This window comes from Blastomonas sp. AAP25 (assembly GCF_001295965.1).
GTDB classification, from domain to species: Bacteria; Pseudomonadota; Alphaproteobacteria; order Sphingomonadales; family Sphingomonadaceae; genus Blastomonas; species Blastomonas fulva.
Window position 1 is genome coordinate 73,379 of the sequence record NZ_LJHP01000008.1, and the last position, 15,848, is coordinate 89,226.

The 15,848-nt window shown below is 64.3% G+C and carries 12 protein-coding genes; 5 read left to right on the top strand and 7 right to left on the bottom strand.

Annotated elements, in window-relative coordinates; genetic code table 11:
- Nucleotides 1-31: 31 nt before the first annotated feature.
- The 4 genes from bamA (at nucleotide 32) to rpmE (ending at nucleotide 4,204) form a co-directional block, all read left to right on the top strand.
- On the top strand, nucleotides 32-2,698 hold the full coding sequence (bamA, locus tag IP68_RS08650; protein ID WP_082382233.1) for an outer membrane protein assembly factor BamA: 2,667 nt from the start codon (nucleotides 32-34) through the stop codon (nucleotides 2,696-2,698).
- Nucleotides 2,698-3,384, top strand: coding sequence for an OmpH family outer membrane protein (locus IP68_RS08655; RefSeq protein ID WP_054134582.1), 687 nt, complete (start codon nucleotides 2,698-2,700; stop codon nucleotides 3,382-3,384). The genes bamA and IP68_RS08655 overlap by 1 nt, the downstream gene beginning before the upstream one ends.
- A gap of 18 nt (nucleotides 3,385-3,402) precedes the next feature.
- Nucleotides 3,403-3,861: a 3-hydroxyacyl-ACP dehydratase FabZ gene (gene fabZ / locus IP68_RS08660; RefSeq protein ID WP_054134583.1), complete on the top strand. Its 459-nt coding sequence runs from the start codon at nucleotides 3,403-3,405 to the stop codon at nucleotides 3,859-3,861.
- A 112-nt stretch (nucleotides 3,862-3,973) separates the two neighbouring features.
- Nucleotides 3,974-4,204, top strand: a complete 231-nt coding sequence (rpmE, locus tag IP68_RS08665; RefSeq protein WP_054134584.1) for a 50S ribosomal protein L31 — start codon at nucleotides 3,974-3,976, stop codon at nucleotides 4,202-4,204.
- A 247-nt stretch (nucleotides 4,205-4,451) separates the two neighbouring features.
- On the opposite strand, the gene alaS is transcribed toward rpmE, so the two are convergent.
- From alaS to dapA, 7 genes are all read right to left on the bottom strand, one after another.
- Nucleotides 4,452-7,115, bottom strand: a complete 2,664-nt coding sequence (gene alaS / locus IP68_RS08670; RefSeq protein ID WP_054134585.1) for an alanine--tRNA ligase — start codon at nucleotides 7,113-7,115, stop codon at nucleotides 4,452-4,454.
- A 176-nt stretch (nucleotides 7,116-7,291) separates the two neighbouring features.
- Entirely contained in the window at nucleotides 7,292-8,377 is a 1,086-nt protein-coding gene (gene recA, locus IP68_RS08675; protein ID WP_054134586.1) for a recombinase RecA, read from the bottom strand.
- Between the two features lie 119 nt (nucleotides 8,378-8,496).
- On the bottom strand, nucleotides 8,497-8,844 hold the full coding sequence (locus IP68_RS08680) for a response regulator (protein ID WP_054134587.1): 348 nt from the start codon (nucleotides 8,842-8,844) through the stop codon (nucleotides 8,497-8,499).
- 16 nt (nucleotides 8,845-8,860) lie between these two features.
- Nucleotides 8,861-11,278, bottom strand: coding sequence for a PAS domain-containing sensor histidine kinase (locus IP68_RS08685; RefSeq protein WP_082382234.1), 2,418 nt, complete (start codon nucleotides 11,276-11,278; stop codon nucleotides 8,861-8,863).
- A 158-nt stretch (nucleotides 11,279-11,436) separates the two neighbouring features.
- The gene (locus tag IP68_RS08690) at nucleotides 11,437-11,991 is read right to left on the bottom strand and encodes a DUF2062 domain-containing protein (RefSeq protein ID WP_369814836.1); all 555 of its coding nucleotides are present in this window, start codon (nucleotides 11,989-11,991) and stop codon (nucleotides 11,437-11,439) included.
- 260 nt (nucleotides 11,992-12,251) lie between these two features.
- Nucleotides 12,252-12,734: an SsrA-binding protein SmpB gene (smpB, locus tag IP68_RS08695; RefSeq protein ID WP_054134588.1), complete on the bottom strand. Its 483-nt coding sequence runs from the start codon at nucleotides 12,732-12,734 to the stop codon at nucleotides 12,252-12,254.
- A complete protein-coding gene (gene dapA, locus IP68_RS08700; protein ID WP_054134589.1) occupies nucleotides 12,734-13,609 on the bottom strand; it encodes a 4-hydroxy-tetrahydrodipicolinate synthase in 876 nt (291 codons plus the stop codon). Before dapA ends, smpB begins: the two co-directional genes overlap by 1 nt.
- A gap of 96 nt (nucleotides 13,610-13,705) precedes the next feature.
- Between dapA and IP68_RS08705 the strand changes: the two genes are divergently transcribed.
- Entirely contained in the window at nucleotides 13,706-15,766 is a 2,061-nt protein-coding gene (locus IP68_RS08705) for a lytic transglycosylase domain-containing protein (protein WP_082382257.1), read from the top strand.
- Nucleotides 15,767-15,848 lie beyond the last annotated feature (82 nt).

The window sequence follows — 15,848 nt, forward strand, 5'->3', positions numbered from 1 at the left end:
GTGTTTTATGGCTTAGGGTGGGTCTTTTTCCGTGAAATCTGAACAGAAAATCGCCATTGGCGTGCGAGCCCTGGGCCTGTTGCTGGGGTCTACGATACTTGCGGGGACTGCAGCGTTTGCCCAGACCACCGGACCGGTTGCGCCGCCTGCGGCTGCACCTGCTGCGGTTCCCGCACCCGTGCTGCCCCAGGGTCAGCAGATCCGGTCGATCACCGTCAACGGCTCGCAGCGGATCGAGGCGGATACCGTCCGCTCCTATATCCAGCTGCGCGTGGGCGACATCTACACCCAGGTCGCGGCCGACCAGGCTCTGCGCGACCTGTTCGAGACCGAGCTGTTCGCCGATGTCTCGATCCGCAACAACGACGGTGCGGTGGTGATCGACGTCAAGGAAAACCCGGTGATCAACCGCGTGATCCTCGAAGGCAACAAGCGGATTAAGGACGACAAGATCCTTCCCGAAATCCGGCTGTCTCCGCGCCAGATCTTCACCCGTACCAAGGTGCGCGCCGATGTCGCGCGCATCATCGAGCTGTACAAACGACAGGGCCGTTTTGCTGCGACCGTCGAGCCGAAGATGGTCCAGCAGGACCAGAACCGCGTCGATGTGGTGTTCGAAATTACCGAAGGACCCAAGTCCAAGGTCCGCCAGATCAACATTCTGGGCAACGAGAAGTTTTCCGATGGCCAGCTGCGCGGTGAAATGGTCACCAAGCAGTCTCGCTTCTATCGCTTCTTCAGCTCGGGCGATGCCTATGATCCGGACAAGATGGCGTTCGACCAGCAAAAGCTGCGTCAGTTCTATCTGACCCAGGGCTATGCCGACTTCCGCGTGATCTCCGCCGTTGCCGAACTGACGCCCGACAAGCGCGACTTCATCATCACCTATGTGGTCGAGGAAGGCGAACGCTACAAGTTCGGCGACGTGGCCGTCGAAAGCCAGATCCGCGACTTCTCCGAAGAAGGCCTCAAGGCCCAGCTGTCGATGAAGACCGGCGACTGGTACAATGCCAAGCTGGTCGAAGACACGGTCGAGCAACTCAGCGAGACCGCAGGCCTGTTCGGCTATGCGTTTGCCGATGTGCGGCCCAACTTCAACCGCGACCGTGAAACGCTCACCATGGGCATCACCTTCGAGCTCGCGGAATCGGCGCGCGTCTATGTCGAGCGGATCGACATCAACGGCAACACGCTGACCCAGGACAAGATCATCCGGCGCGAGTTCCGTCTCAACGAAGGCGATGCGTTCAACAGCTTCCTGGTCAAGCGCTCGGAAAACCGCATCAATTCGCTCGGCTATTTCCAGGAAAAGTTCGAGATTGAACAGAAGCAGGGCAGCGCCCCTGACCGCATCATCCTGGAAGCGAACGTCGAGGAAAAGGCGACCGGCGAGCTCCAGCTGTCCGCCGGTTTCTCGTCGATCGAGAACTTCATCCTGCAGGCTTCGATCCGCCAGCGCAACTTCCGCGGCAAGGGCCAGACGGTCGGCGCGAGCGTCAACTATTCGCGCTTCTCGCAGGGGATCAACCTCAGCTTCACCGAACCTTATGTGTTCGACAAGAACATCTCGTTCGGTGCGGACATCTTCCGCCGCGATCTCAACAGCTTCAACTTCGTCGGCAACTCGCGCAACACCACCTTCGAGCAGCTGACCACCGGCGCCTCGTTCCGGCTGGGCGTGCCGCTGACCGAATATGTGTCGGCGCTGCTGCGCTACTCGCTGACCGTCGATGACGTGACGCTGGATCGCGACCAGTTCTTCTCCGATCTCAACGGCGACGGCACGCTCGAGTGCGATCCCGTTCGCGCCGGCTTCTTCCTGTGCGACAACCTGGGCAAGCGCACGACGTCGCTGATCGGCTACTCGCTGATCTATGACGATCGCGACAACCGCATCCGCCCGACGCGTGGCCAGAACATCACGCTGTCGCAGGACTTTGCCGGACTTGGCGGCGCGGTGAGCTATCTGCGCACCCGTCTCAACGCCTCCAAGCACTGGCGGATCGGCCGCAGCGGCTTCATCTTCACCGTCGCGGCAGAAGGCGGCCATATCATGGCCTTCGAAAACCGCGGGACCCCGGCACAGGGTATCGACGATATCCGCCTGACCGACCGCTTCTTCCTGGGCCAGCCGCAGATCCGCGGCTTCGACATCCGCGGTGTCGGTCCGCGCGTCATCCGTTCGGGCTTCAATCCGGAAATCGTCAACGGCCAGATCGTCAACACGATCGTGACCGAACGGCGCAACCGGGTCGACGACGCGCTCGGTGGACGGTCTTACTATCTGGCGCGTGCAGAGCTCGACATTCCGCTGGGCAGCGGCGCGCGCGAACTGGGCTTGCGGCCTTCGGTGTTCGTCGATGCCGGCGCGGTATTCGGTGTGGTCCAGCCTCTGCTGCAGACCCCGCAGAACCGCGACCCGGTGACCGGCGCGCTTCAATATCTCACGGTCGATGCCAATGGCGCGATTGCGGTGACCACCAATGCGGTGAACGCCAATGGCCAGCCCAACACCCCCAGCCTTGCCTTCACCGAAAGGTTCTTCGGCGATTCGCCCAAGCCGCGCGTTTCCGTGGGCTTTGGCGTCAACTGGAACTCGCCATTCGGCCCGTTCCGCATCGATATTGCCCGTGCCCTGCTCAAGGAGCCGGGCGACGACACCCGTCTGTTCACATTCAACGTAGGGACTCAGTTCTGATGAAAACTCTTCTGAAATGCACCGCCGCAGCTCTGATGGCATTTGGCACCGTTGCTTCGGGCGTCATCGCGCCTGCCATGGCCCAGACCGTGCAGGGAATCGGCATTGCCGATCAGCGCCGCGCCGTCGTGGAATCGGCTGCGTTCGTGAACGCCAACGCTGCACGCCCGACCACCTACAAGGCGCAGTATGATGCGGCCCAGGCCAAGTCGAACCAGATCCGCCAGCAGCTCGAGCCGCTGGTGACCAAGTTCAACGCCGACGTCCAGGCGCCCAACGCCCAGGCCAATCAGGCAGCCCTGCAACAGCAGCTCGGCCAGATCCAGGGTCTTCGCGAACAGGGTTCGCAGGAAGTCCAGGAAATCCTGCAGCCCGTCGCGCTGTCGGAAGCGTATGTTCTCGAGCAGATCAGCGACAAGTTCGACGCGGCCGTTCGTGCAGCGATGACCAAGCGCAAGATCAGCGTTGTCTTCGAAGTCGGATCGACCCTCGCGCACAACGACGCCTACGACCTGACCAAGGACATCACCGCCGAGCTGAACGCTGCCATTCCCACCGCGCAGCTGGTTCCCCCGCAGGGCTGGCTGCCCCGCGCGCAGCGTGAACAGCAGGCCCGTCAGGCCGCTGCCAGCGGTGCCGCTGCAGCACCGGCAGCGCCTGCCGCGCAGCAGCCCGAAGGCCGGTAATTTCCGGAGCATCGCGGCATGACCGACGGCGAGCATCCCTATGACATCCTGAAGGTGCTGGCGGCGCTTCCGCACCGCTATCCCATGCTGCTCGTTGATCGCGTGGCCCGGCTGGACAAGGACCAGTCGATCCACGCGATCAAGGCCGTCAGCATGAACGAGCCCTTCTTCCAGGGGCACTTCCCTGGCCGTCCGATCATGCCCGGCGTGCTGATCATCGAGGCGCTGGCGCAGGCTGCTGGCATTCTCGCGGTCGAATCGATGGGCCTGGCCGGTTCGGGCAAGCTCGTCTATTTCATGGCGATTGATGGCGCGAAGTTCCGGGTTCCGGTGGAACCCGGCGTGCTGCTCGATCTCCACGCCGAGTTTGAACAGAAGCGCGCCAAGGTGTGCAAGTTCAAGGCGCGCGCGGAAATGAACGGCAAGCTGGCCTGCGAAGTCAGCTTCACCGCGATGATCGCCGATCCGCCCGCCTGATCGGCCGGCTACGCCAAAACCCTTGCTTTCGGGCGAGCAGCCCGTTATGCGCGCCGCTTCCCATTCATCCTGCAGGCTGGTTGGAACCAGCCGTTTGACGAGGACCAAACTTATGAAGACCGATATCCATCCCGACTATCACATGATCAACGTCAAGATGACCGACGGCACCGTCTACCAGACCCGCTCGACCTGGGGCAAGGAAGGCGACACGCTGCAGCTGGATATCGATCCGACCTCGCACCCGGCATGGACCGGCGGCAACCAGCGCATGCTGGACGCAGGCGGCCAGGTTGCACGCTTCAACAAGCGTTTCGGCGGACTGTCGCTCAAGAAGGGCTGATCGCTCCGATCCGCTTCGTAATTATTAAAAGGGCTGCGAACCGATCGGTTTGCAGCCCTTTTTTGTTGCGCTGAACTTTACGGTTCCCCTGCGAAGGCAGGGGCCCATCTCGTGCTCTCTCGAAATCGCGCTTGCCTGTTTAAAGGGGCGCACCGCTCGGGTTTGATGCCGATCCGACAATGGGCAGAGTTCAGGTGCAACAAGATGGGTCCCTGCCTTCGCAGGGGACCATCATACACCCGAGCAATCAGGCTGCCGGCGCGTTTACCGAAGCGATGACCGCGCGCACCGCATCGAGCGCGGCTTGCGCCTGCAATCCATCGGGCCCGCCGCCCTGCGCCATGTCGGGTCGGCCGCCGCCGCCCTTGCCGCCCAACGCCTCGACACCGGCGCGGACAAGATCGACCGCGCTGAACGAGCCGACCAGATCATCGGTGACCGCAGCGGCAAAGGCCGCGCGGCCATCGTTGATCGCGACCATCGCGGCGATACCCGAGCCCAGCGAGGTCTTCGCCTGATCGAGCAGCCCGCGAAGTTCCTTGGGGTCCAGCCCCTCGATGACCTGCGCGATGAAGCTCACGCCGCCGATGCTCTCCACCGCAGGCCCGGCCTTGCCCGAACCGCCGCCCAGCGCCAGCGCTTTGCGCGCTTCGGCCAACTCACGATCGAGCGTTCGCCGCTCGTCGACCAAGGCAGCGATACGAGATTCGACCTCGTCGGGCGCGGTTTTGAGCAGGGCCGCGATCGCCTTGAGCCGTTCGTCACGCCCGACCAGCCATTGCCGCGCGCCTTCGCCCGTCAGCGCCTCGATCCGGCGCACGCCGCTCGAGACCGCACTTTCCGAAACGATGCGGAAAATGCCGATGTCGCCCAGCGCACGGACATGCGTGCCGCCGCACAGTTCGACCGAATAATGCTTGTCGATTGCGCGGCCCATCGAGAGCACGCGGACCTCGTCGCCATATTTCTCGCCGAACAGCGCCAGCGCGCCCGCCTTGACCGCATCGTCGGGGGTCATCAACCGGGTGGTGACAGCCTCGTTGGCGCGGATCTCGGCGTTGACCTCGGCCTCGACCGCGGCGATCTCCGCATCGGAGAGCGCCTTGGTGTGCGAAAAGTCGAAGCGCAGACGGTCGGGACCGACCATCGATCCCTTCTGGGTGACGTGCCCGCCCAGATGGTTGCGAAGCGCAGCGTGAAGCAGGTGGGTGGCGCTGTGGTTGGCGCGCAGCGCATCGCGCCGTGCGACATCGACCACCAGATGCACGGTATCGCCAACGGCAATGCTGCCCGCCTCGACCCGCGCCTGGTGCGCGTGCAGACGGCCAAGCGGCTTTGAGGTGTCATCGACCACGGCCTTGAGACCGCCAAGCGAAGTGATCCGCCCGGCATCGCCCATCTGGCCGCCGCTTTCGCCATAGAACGGCGTCTGGTTGACCAGGATGGTAACGGTGTCGCCTTCGCTGGCCGAAACGATCTCGGCGCCATCGCGCAGCAGTGCGACGACCTGCGCCTCGCCTTCGGTGGCGGTATAACCGGTGAACTCGGTGCCGCCCTCGCGTTCGGCGATGTCGTACCAGATATCCGCCGAAGCCGCCTCGCCCGAGCCCTTCCACGCGGCGCGCGCAGCAGCCTTTTGCGCGGCCATTGCGGTGTCGAACCCGGCGCGATCGACGCCAAGCCCTCTGGAACGCAGCGCGTCTTCGGTAAGATCATAGGGGAAACCGAAGGTGTCGTAGAGCTTGAACGCGGTTTCACCCGCCAGCACTGCGCCCTCGCCGAGATCGGCGGTGGCCTCGTCAAGCAGCTTCAAGCCCTTGTCGAGCGTCTGGCGGAAACGGGTTTCCTCGCGCTCGAGCGTTTCCTCGATCAGCGGCTGTGCGCGACCGAGCTCGGGGAAGGCCTGGCCCATTTCCGCGACCAGGGTCGGCACCAGCCGGTGCATCAGCGGATCGGCGGCGCCCAGAATGTGCGCGTGACGCATCGCGCGACGCATGATCCGGCGCAACACATAGCCACGCCCTTCATTGGCAGGCAGCACGCCATCGGCGATCAGGAACGAGGTGGCGCGCAGGTGATCGGCGATCACGCGGTGGCTGGCCTGGTTCTCGCCTGTGGTATGGGTGCCGGTGGCCTGGCCCGATGCCGCGATCAGCGCCTTGAACAGGTCGATGTCGTAATTGTCGTGTACGCCCTGCATCACCGCAGCGAGCCGCTCGATGCCCATGCCGGTGTCGATCGACGGGCGCGGCAGGTTGGTGCGGCTGCCATCGGCGTGCTGTTCATACTGCATGAACACGAGATTCCAGATCTCGATGAACCGGTCGCCGTCCTCGTCCGGCGAGCCCGGAGGGCCGCCGAAGATGTGATCGCCATGATCGTAGAAGATTTCGCTGCACGGACCGCACGGCCCGGTATCGCCCATCGACCAGAAATTGTCCGAGGTCGCGATGCGGATGATGCGGTCTTCAGGGAGGCCTGCGATCTTGCGCCACAGATCGAACGCCTCGTCATCGGTGTGATAGACGGTGACGGTGAGCTTGTCGGCGGCGAGGCCCCAGGTCTTGTTGACCAGGGTCCAGGCGTGGTGGATCGCCTCTTCCTTGAAATAATCGCCGAACGAGAAATTGCCCAGCATCTCGAAGAAGGTGTGATGCCGCGCGGTGTAGCCGACATTGTCGAGATCGTTGTGCTTGCCACCGGCGCGGACGCATTTCTGCGACGAGGTCGCGCGCGGGTTGGCGCGCTGTTCAAGCCCGGTGAAGACGTTCTTGAACGGCACCATCCCGGCGTTGACGAACATCAACGTCGGGTCGTTGTGCGGAACCAGCGGTGCCGAAGGCACGATATCGTGGCCATTGCCCCCGAAATAGTCGAGGAATGAACGCCTTATGTCGTTTGTCGATGTCATGGCTTGCGACATAAGACGAGTTGCAGCGAGATTGAAGCGTTATGTGCGCAAAAATGAAAGGGCGGCGCGGCCTGTGTGCCGCACCGCCCTTGCCTGTGCTTCTTCCGTTTCATGACCATCGTCAGCCAGCAGCCCCTCTCGGCGCCATCAGCGCTTCGAAGGACCGCCGCGGCGGCTCACATATCGTCGCCTTCGCCATCTTCGGCATCGGGTCCCGTCATCATTTCCTCGGCGACCTTGTCCTTGTGGCCGCGGATCAGCGCCTCGATCTTCTCGGTCATTTCGGGGTGTTCCTTGAGGAACGTCTTGGAGTTTTCACGCCCCTGCCCGATCCGCACCGAATCATGGCTGAACCAGCTGCCCGACTTCTCGACGATCCCGGCCTTGACGCCCAGATCGAGGATTTCGCCGATCTTGGAGATGCCCTCGCCATACATGATGTCGAACTCGACCTGCTTGAACGGCGGCGCGACCTTGTTCTTGACCACCTTCACACGGGTGGTGTTGCCGACGATATCGTCGCGGTCCTTGATCTGGCCGGTGCGGCGGATGTCGAGACGCACCGAGGCGTAGAACTTGAGCGCATTGCCGCCGGTGGTGGTTTCCGGGTTGCCGTACATCACGCCGATCTTCATGCGCAGCTGGTTGATGAAGATCACCATGCAGCGCGAGCGGCTGATCGATCCGGTCAGCTTGCGCAGCGACTGGCTCATCAGACGCGCCTGCAGGCCGACATGGCTGTCGCCCATCTCGCCCTCGATTTCCGCACGCGGCACCAGCGCCGCGACCGAATCGACCACCAGCACATCGATCGCGTTCGAACGCACCAGCGTGTCGACGATCTCGAGCGCCTGCTCTCCGGTATCGGGCTGCGAAACGATCAGTTCGTCGATGTTGACGCCCAGCTTCTTGGCATAGACGGGATCAAGCGCGTGTTCGGCATCGACGAACGCGGCCGTACCGCCGGTGCGCTGCGCTTCTGCGATCACGTGCAGCGCCAGCGTGGTTTTCCCCGAGCTTTCCGGCCCGTAAATCTCGATCACGCGGCCACGTGGCAGTCCGCCAACGCCCAGCGCGATATCCAGGCCCAGCGATCCGGTCGAAATCGCCTCGACCTGCATCGCCTCCTTGGAGCCCAGCCGCATCGCCGATCCCTTGCCGAAGGCCCGGTCGATCTGTGCCAGCGCTGCATCGAGCGCCTTTTGCCTGTCCATGGATTTCGCCTCTTTTTCGGTCTGGATGAGTTTCAGTTGCCCGGCCATTGCCACGCCTCCCTTGCCTAGTTGCTCCCGCCATCGGGTGCAACGACTCAGTGATGTATATGATTTGTTCTCCTGGAACAAGTAGGGAACATCATCAGAAAAGCAAGACCGGAACGAATTTATCCCAGTCGGTCCAGCGCTGCTTCGAGCGAGGCGGTGGAGTAGGGCTTGGCGAGCGTCGGCGCGTCGGCATGCAGCGGCGGGATGGTATCGCCGCCGCCGGTGGCAAAGATATAGGGGATGCCTGCAGCTTCCAGCGCATCGGCTAGCGGCCAGCACTTGTCCTGCGCCAGATTGACGTCGAGGATCGCGGCGTCGAACCCGCCGCTGGCGATGGCATCGAGCCCATCGGACAGGCTGGCGACGATATGCGCCACCTTGTGTCCCAGAAGGTCGAGAAAGTCCTCGAGCAGCATGGCTATCATCGCCTCGTCTTCGGCGATCAGGAATGTCCGGGGTTCAGGCACGGTTGGGGGCGTTCTTTCAGTCTGTCGGTGTGGCCGCGGCCGCGAGCGCGCCGTGGACGGCATCGACGATTTGCGCAACCGAAAACGGTTTGGGAAGGAAATGGACCTGGTCAATCGAGATGCTCTGGCGCAGCGTCTCCTCGGCATAGCCCGACATGAACAGGATCGGCAGGCCGGGCATGCGCTTGCGCATCTCCATCGCCATGCCGGGGCCATCAAGATTGGGCATCACGACATCGCTGACCACCAGATCGAACGGGCCGCTGTCGGTGAGCCGCTCCAACCCGTCCTCGCCATCGGTGGCAGTGACGACGGTGAAGCCCTGACGGGTCAGCGCACGCTCTGCGACGGCGCGAACCATGTCCTCATCCTCGACCAGCAGCAGCCGGGCATTGCCCCATTGGCCCGCGCTGACCTTGACCGGCTTGCGGCTGCGCTGTTCGACCGCGCCACCGCGATAGACGGGGAAGTAGATCGAGAAGGTCGTCCCCTTGCCCGTTTCCGAATCGACGAAGATGTAGCCGCCAGACTGCTTGACGATTCCATAGACGGTGGAGAGCCCAAGGCCTGTGCCCTTGCCGACATCCTTGGTGGTGAAGAACGGCTCGAAGATCCGCGCCTGGACATCGGGCGGGATGCCCACCCCGCTGTCCTCGACCAGAATCGCGCTGTAATCGTCGGCGGGCAGGATATCGCTCGCCATCGCGCGCACTTCGGCAGCGGTGATCTTGCGCGTGCGGATGGTGAGCGTGCCGCCCGGCGGGCGCTTGGCGAGCATCGCATCGCGCGCATTGACCGCAAGATTGACGATGACTTGCTCGAGCTGCCCCGGATCGGCACGCACCGGGCCCAGATTGCGGTCGTGTTGCACCTCGAGTACGATCTTCTCGCCGATCAGCCGCTTCAAGAGCTCTGAGGTGTCCGAGACGATATCGGGCAGCTGCAGCACCTGCGGACGCAGCGTCTGCTGGCGCGAGAAGGCGAGCAGATGCCGGGTCAGCGAGGCGGCGCGGTTGGAGTTGCTGCGGATCTGCTGGATGTCGTCATAGTCGCTGTCGCCAGGGCTGTGCCGCATCAGCATCAGGTCGCAATGGCCGATGATCGCGGTCAGCACATTGTTGAAATCATGCGCAACGCCGCCTGCGAGCTGGCCGATCGCCTGCATCTTGCTGGCCTGCGCGACCTGGCGCTTGAGACGGCTTTCCTCGGAGTTGTCCTTGATCGAGAGCAACACCGCAGCATCGCCCATGCCGCGCAGCCCTGCCAGCGACAGCGTCACCGGCTCGTCGGGCTGGTGCCGCAGCCGCAGCGCGACATCGGCGGACATCGCCTGGCCGCTGGCATGCCGGCGCACCGCATCGGCCAGCGCGCCCTTGTCCTCGCGCACCACCAGATCGCCCGGATAGGGTGGCAGCGTGCCTTCGGTGATTCCGGCGGCGCGGATAAAGGCATCGTTGGCGAACAGGAAGCGCCCGTCGCGATCGGTCATCGCCAGCCCCACCGGCAGCAGCCCGAGCAGGTTCTGGACATAGCCAAGCGCGGTGCCCTTATCCATGCCGCTGGCGTCTTCATCGATGAGCACGACCAGCGCGGGCGCCTTCTCGCGCTCCTCCGGATCGGTGGTGTGCAACGGATCGACCAGCGGCAGATGGAACAGCCTGAGCGGAACGCCCTTGCGCCCCTCGCGTTCGAAATAGATGCGGTTGCGTTCGTCCGCGCGCAGGAAGCTCGCAAGATCACGCCCCACGACATTGCCCGCCTCGGCGCCCGCGGCGCGCGCGGCAAAGGCGCTGTTGGCAGCGCGGATGCGGCCTTCCGGGCTGATCGCTGCGGCCATGAAACCACCCTCGCCCAGCGCCCGGCCAGGACGACCCGCCAGCATCTGATCAGCCTCGAGCGCGAGATCGAACTTCTGCACCGGCTCGAACCGCCACAGCAGATAATCCTGCCCGCGGCCCACCCGCTGAACCGCTGCATCGATCCGGGTACCTGCAGTCACCAGCCCTGCAGCGCCGCCATGGCCGTCGCGCCAGGCGGCACGCCCGGCCTCGGCCAGCAAATCTCCCCCCTGCCCCGCCAACGGCAGCTTGGGCGGAACTACCTCTGAGCCGAACAGGTCGACAAAGCGCTGGTTGGCGCAGATCATCCGCCCGGCCTCGTCGGTGATCGCGATCGCGATGACGGGGTGATCGGTTGCGGCATGGGTGACCGACCAGTCGGGCAGCGCGGCCTGCACCTGCACTCGTGCGGGAAACTGGCGGCGATACACCATGATCAGCGAGGCAAGCCCGACCAGGCCCGCGGCAAACAGCATCAGCGGTACCCAGTCGCCCAGCGCCAGCCAGATCAAACCGCCGCTCAGAACCAGCGCGCCGACAATGATCAGCGCGGTGATGCGGGCATCGGGTGCATCGGGATCGGGCAGTGCGGGCAACCATTCCGGCCAGTCAAGGTCGGGTCGGGCACGGGTGGTGGTCAAGGTCGTCGGGTCCCCCTGCGCGGCCGTAGGGCCCCGCCTGCAAGGCGGTGACGCTAGCGCAAGTTGCGCAGCGTTACAAATTGCAGATGCGGCTCAGGTGCAGGATGTTGCGATCAGGAGTGCCGCACCCGCGTCAGCCTGCGGCGCCTTTTGCCGGCGATCCACACCCGCCAGCCGATGGCGCTGGCAAGATAGCCGATCGCAGCGAGCACAACCGCCAGCACGACCAGCCCGAAGGCGGTGATCGAGGCAGCGCCCGTCAGCCATTCCATCCAGGTTTCGACATGCGGCTGGTTGAGCGCGGTGGCGACCGGCTGGCCATAAGTGGTTGCATCGATCCGCAGGATGAAGCTGCCGATATGATAGCTTGCCAGCCAGAACAGCGGCGTGGTGAAGGGATTGGTGATGAAGGTGGTCAGCCCGGCCACCGGCACGTTGGCGCGCACTGGCAACGCCAGCAGCGCGGCGGCAAAAATCTGGCCCAGCGGGATGATCACGCCGACCAGAACGCCAAGGGCGACGCCCCGCGGCACCGAACGCCGGGTAAAGCGCCACAGTTCAGAGCGCAGCACGCGCGCGGCAAAGGGCTTGATGAAGCGGTTCTGCTCCATGCTCTCGCGCGTCGGCAGATTGCGTCCCACCCAGCGGCTGAACCGGCCCTCAGTCAACTCCAAACCCTTGTGCCCTTATCGATCGCTACGCCAGCGTCGATGCCCCATGTGGGAACACCGCAGCAAAAGGCCATAGCCCATGATGGATTAAAACGACGTTTACCCAATTCCGGCGCGAATCGGTAGCGACCCCTTGCAGCACAGCCCATAGCGGACCTGCGTGATCTGGCGCACGTCATGTCACGAACCGACGGCTTTTTTCGATGATCGGAGCCCGACACGAGCATCGCGCTCCACCTGCGACTTGCAGGCAGGTGCTAGCCCTTGTCGCGCATGATGCGGCCCTGGTCGCGTTTCCATTCGCGCTCCTTGGTCGCGGCGCGCTTGTCGGGGGCTTTCTTGCCCTTGGCGAGCGCAAGTTCGACCTTGGCGCGGCCGCGGCCGTTGAAGAACACCGAGAGCGGCACCAGGGTCATCCCCTGACGGTTGACCGCGCCGTGCAGCTTGCTGATCTCGCGCGAATGCAGCAGCAGCTTGCGGGGGCGCTTGGGTTCGTGGTTCTCGCGGTTGCCATGGCTGTATTCGGGGATGTTCGAGTTGATCAGCCAGATCTGCTCGTCCTTCACCTCGGCATAGCTTTCGGCGATTGAGCCCTGGCCCGAGCGCAGCGCCTTGACCTCGGTTCCGGTCAGCGCGATGCCTGCCTCGTACACCGTATCGATGGCGTAGTCGTAGCGCGCGCGCCGGTTTTCGGCGACGATCTTCTGCTTGTCAAAGGCTTCCGGTTTGGGCCGCGCCATCAAATAAGCCCGGCGTGAACCAGGGCGGCATCGACCGCCTTGCGGCTCTTCTTGTCAGGCGGAGTCATCGGCAACCGCAGATCGGGCAGGAAATCGGGCCGCACGCGGTTGATGGCATATTTGACCGGGCCGGGCGAGGCATCCGAGAACATCGCAGAATGCAGCGGATACAGCCGGTCGTTGAGCGCCAGCGCCGCCTTGTAATCACCCTTGGCGAGCGCCGCCTGGAACTGCGCACACAGCGCCGGGGCGACGTTTGCGGTTACCGAGATGCAGCCCACCCCGCCCATCGCGCGGTGGCCCAGCGCAAGCTCGTCATTGCCCGACATCTGGCAGAACTTCTTGCCGCACTGCGCGCGCTGGGCGCTCACGCGCTCGAGATCACCGGTGGCATCCTTGACCCCGATGACGGTGGGGAAGCGCGACAACTTGGCCATCGTCTCGACCTTGATGTCGGTGACGGTGCGCGCGGGCACGTTGTAGAGCATGATCGGCAGGTCGCACGCCTCGGTCAGCGCCTTGAAATGCGCACGCACGCCGTCCTGGCCCGGGCGGTTGTAATAAGGCGGCACGACCAGCGCCGCGCTGGCGCCGGCGGCCTTGGCGTTGAGCATGTGGCCGATGGCAACCTTGGTGTCGTTCGATCCGCAGCCGGCGATCACCGGAACGCGCCCGGCGGCCTGCTCGACGCACACGCGCACGATGTAATCATGCTCCTCGATCGACATCGTCGCGGCCTCGCCGGTGGTGCCGCACGGGACCAGACCGGAACTGCCGTTCTCGATCTGCCAGTCGATCAGGGCACGAAATGCGGGCTCGTCAAACGATCCGTCGCGGAACGGGGTCGCAAGGGCCGGAATTGAGCCGGAAAACATCGGGTAGCTCCTTTACCTCGCCCGCAAATCAGGCAAGAAGATTGCGAGACGCACATAGCTGTGTGTTCAGCGCCTGATAAGGATCGAAAGCGCATGATGTCCAGCATGGTTTCACGAATTGCAATTGCGCGCAGCACTGCCGCACTCATCGCCCTGCCCTTGCTGGGTGTCCCTGCCGCTTGCCTGGCAAGCGATCAATCGTCCGATTATGCGGCCAGCAGCGCGCCGATGAGCCGATCCGGCGACGGCAGCGACTGGGACCGCGCGCGCGCGCAGCTGCTGCAGTCGATGCCCGCCGACATGTCGGCCACCATCGCCAACTGGCGTTCGCTGACCACCAGCCCCAACAACTACACTTTCTCCACGTTCGCGAGCTTCCTGATTTCGAACCCCGGCTGGCCCGATGAGGACAAACTGCGCCGCAGCGCCGAGCAGGCGCTGGGCATCAGCCCCGCCGCGCCGCAGGAGGTGGTCGCCTATTTCACCCGCTTCGCGCCGCTGACCAATGTCGGCCGCGCGCGCTATGCCGTGGCGCTCGATGCGGTCGGCCAGCGTGAGGCTGCGCGCGCCGAGGCCGCCAGGGCCTGGCGCGGCGGCACCATGATGCCCGAAGACAAGATGCGGCTGTTCAGCCTGTTCGGCACGGGCTTCTCGCTAGCCGATCATGACGCGCGGATGGACGCGCTGCTCTGGGCCAGGGCAACGCCCGATGCAGAGGAGCAGTTCGGCTTCGTCTCGCCCGAGCGCCGGGCAATCTTTGCCGCGCGCCTTGCCATGCTCAAGAACCTGCCCGATGCCGACAGTCTGGCCGGATCGCTGGGAGCAGAGGCGATGCGCGATGCAGGCTATATCGCCCAGCGCGCCAAAAGGCTGAACGACAGCGGCAACTGGGGCATGGCGCGCACGATGCTCGCCACCCGCCCGCCGCTGCAGTATCGCCCGGTGAACCCCGAGGCCTGGTACGAGACGCTGCTGGCGCAGGCGCGCGCGGCGAACAATGACGGCCAGTACAGCACTGCCTTCGACATCGCCTCCAGGGTCGACGATGCGTTTCCCGATGGCCATGACATCTCGGACGAGAGCCTGGGCGTGCGCGATGATTACACCAGCCTGACCTGGCTCGCCGGAACGGTGGCGCTGCAGAATCTCGGTCGTCCGCGCGATGCCATCGGCATGTTCGCGCGTTATGGTGGCGGCGCGCGCACCCCGCAGACCCGCTCCAAGGGCTATTACTGGGCCGGACGCGCTGCGGCTGTTGCCGGAGACACGACGCAGGCGACCCGCTATTTCGAGATGGCCGCCGCCTATCCCGATCATTATTACGGCCAGCTTGCCACCGAGCGGCTGGGCCGCGCGATTGCCCCGTTCGCCGAGGCGCCGCGCGTGCAGGTGAGCGCGGTCGAGCGTGGACGCTTCAATGCAAGTTCGCTGGTGCAGGCGACGCAGGTCATCGCGCGCAGCGGCGACTGGCCGACCCAGCGGCGCTTCTTCGGAGCTGTCGCCGCTTCTGCCAAAACACCCGAAGAGCATGTGATGGCCGCAGAACTTGCACGCCAGATCGGGCGCCGCGACCTTGCAGTGATCGTCGGCCAGGCGGCACGCACCAAGGGCGTGGACGACCTCCAGTCGCTCGCCTTCCCGCAGATGCCGGTGCCGCCGGGTTTCCAGAACAACTGGACCATGATCCACGCGATCACTCGGCAGGAAAGCCAGTATGCGCAGAACGCGGTCAGCCATGCCGGCGCGCGCGGGCTGATGCAGCTGATGCCCGGCACCGCGCGCGAGCAGGCGGGCAAGATGGGGCTGAGCTATTCGATCGGCGCGCTGACCGACGACACGCAGTACAATATCCAGCTGGGCGCGGGCTATTTCGCGCGCATGATGGATTATTTCGGCGGCAGCTATCCGCTTGCGGTGGCGGCCTATAACGCAGGCCCCGGCAATGTGAACAAATGGCTGCGCGCCAATGGCGATCCGCGCATGGGCGGTATCGACATCGTCGAATGGGTCGAGAAGATCCCGATCTTCGAGACCAAGAACTATGTCCAGCGCGTGCTCGAGAACGCCGTGGTCTATGACGTGATGCACCCCGAGCGTTCGACGATGCGGGGCAACAACAAGCTCACCCGCTATCTGGGAAAGAACAGCCCCGGCTGAGTCCTCTCCGTCATTCCCGCGAACACGGGAATCCCGCTTTTTCTGTAGGGTTGCGCAGAAGCGGGACCCCCGCGTTCGCGGG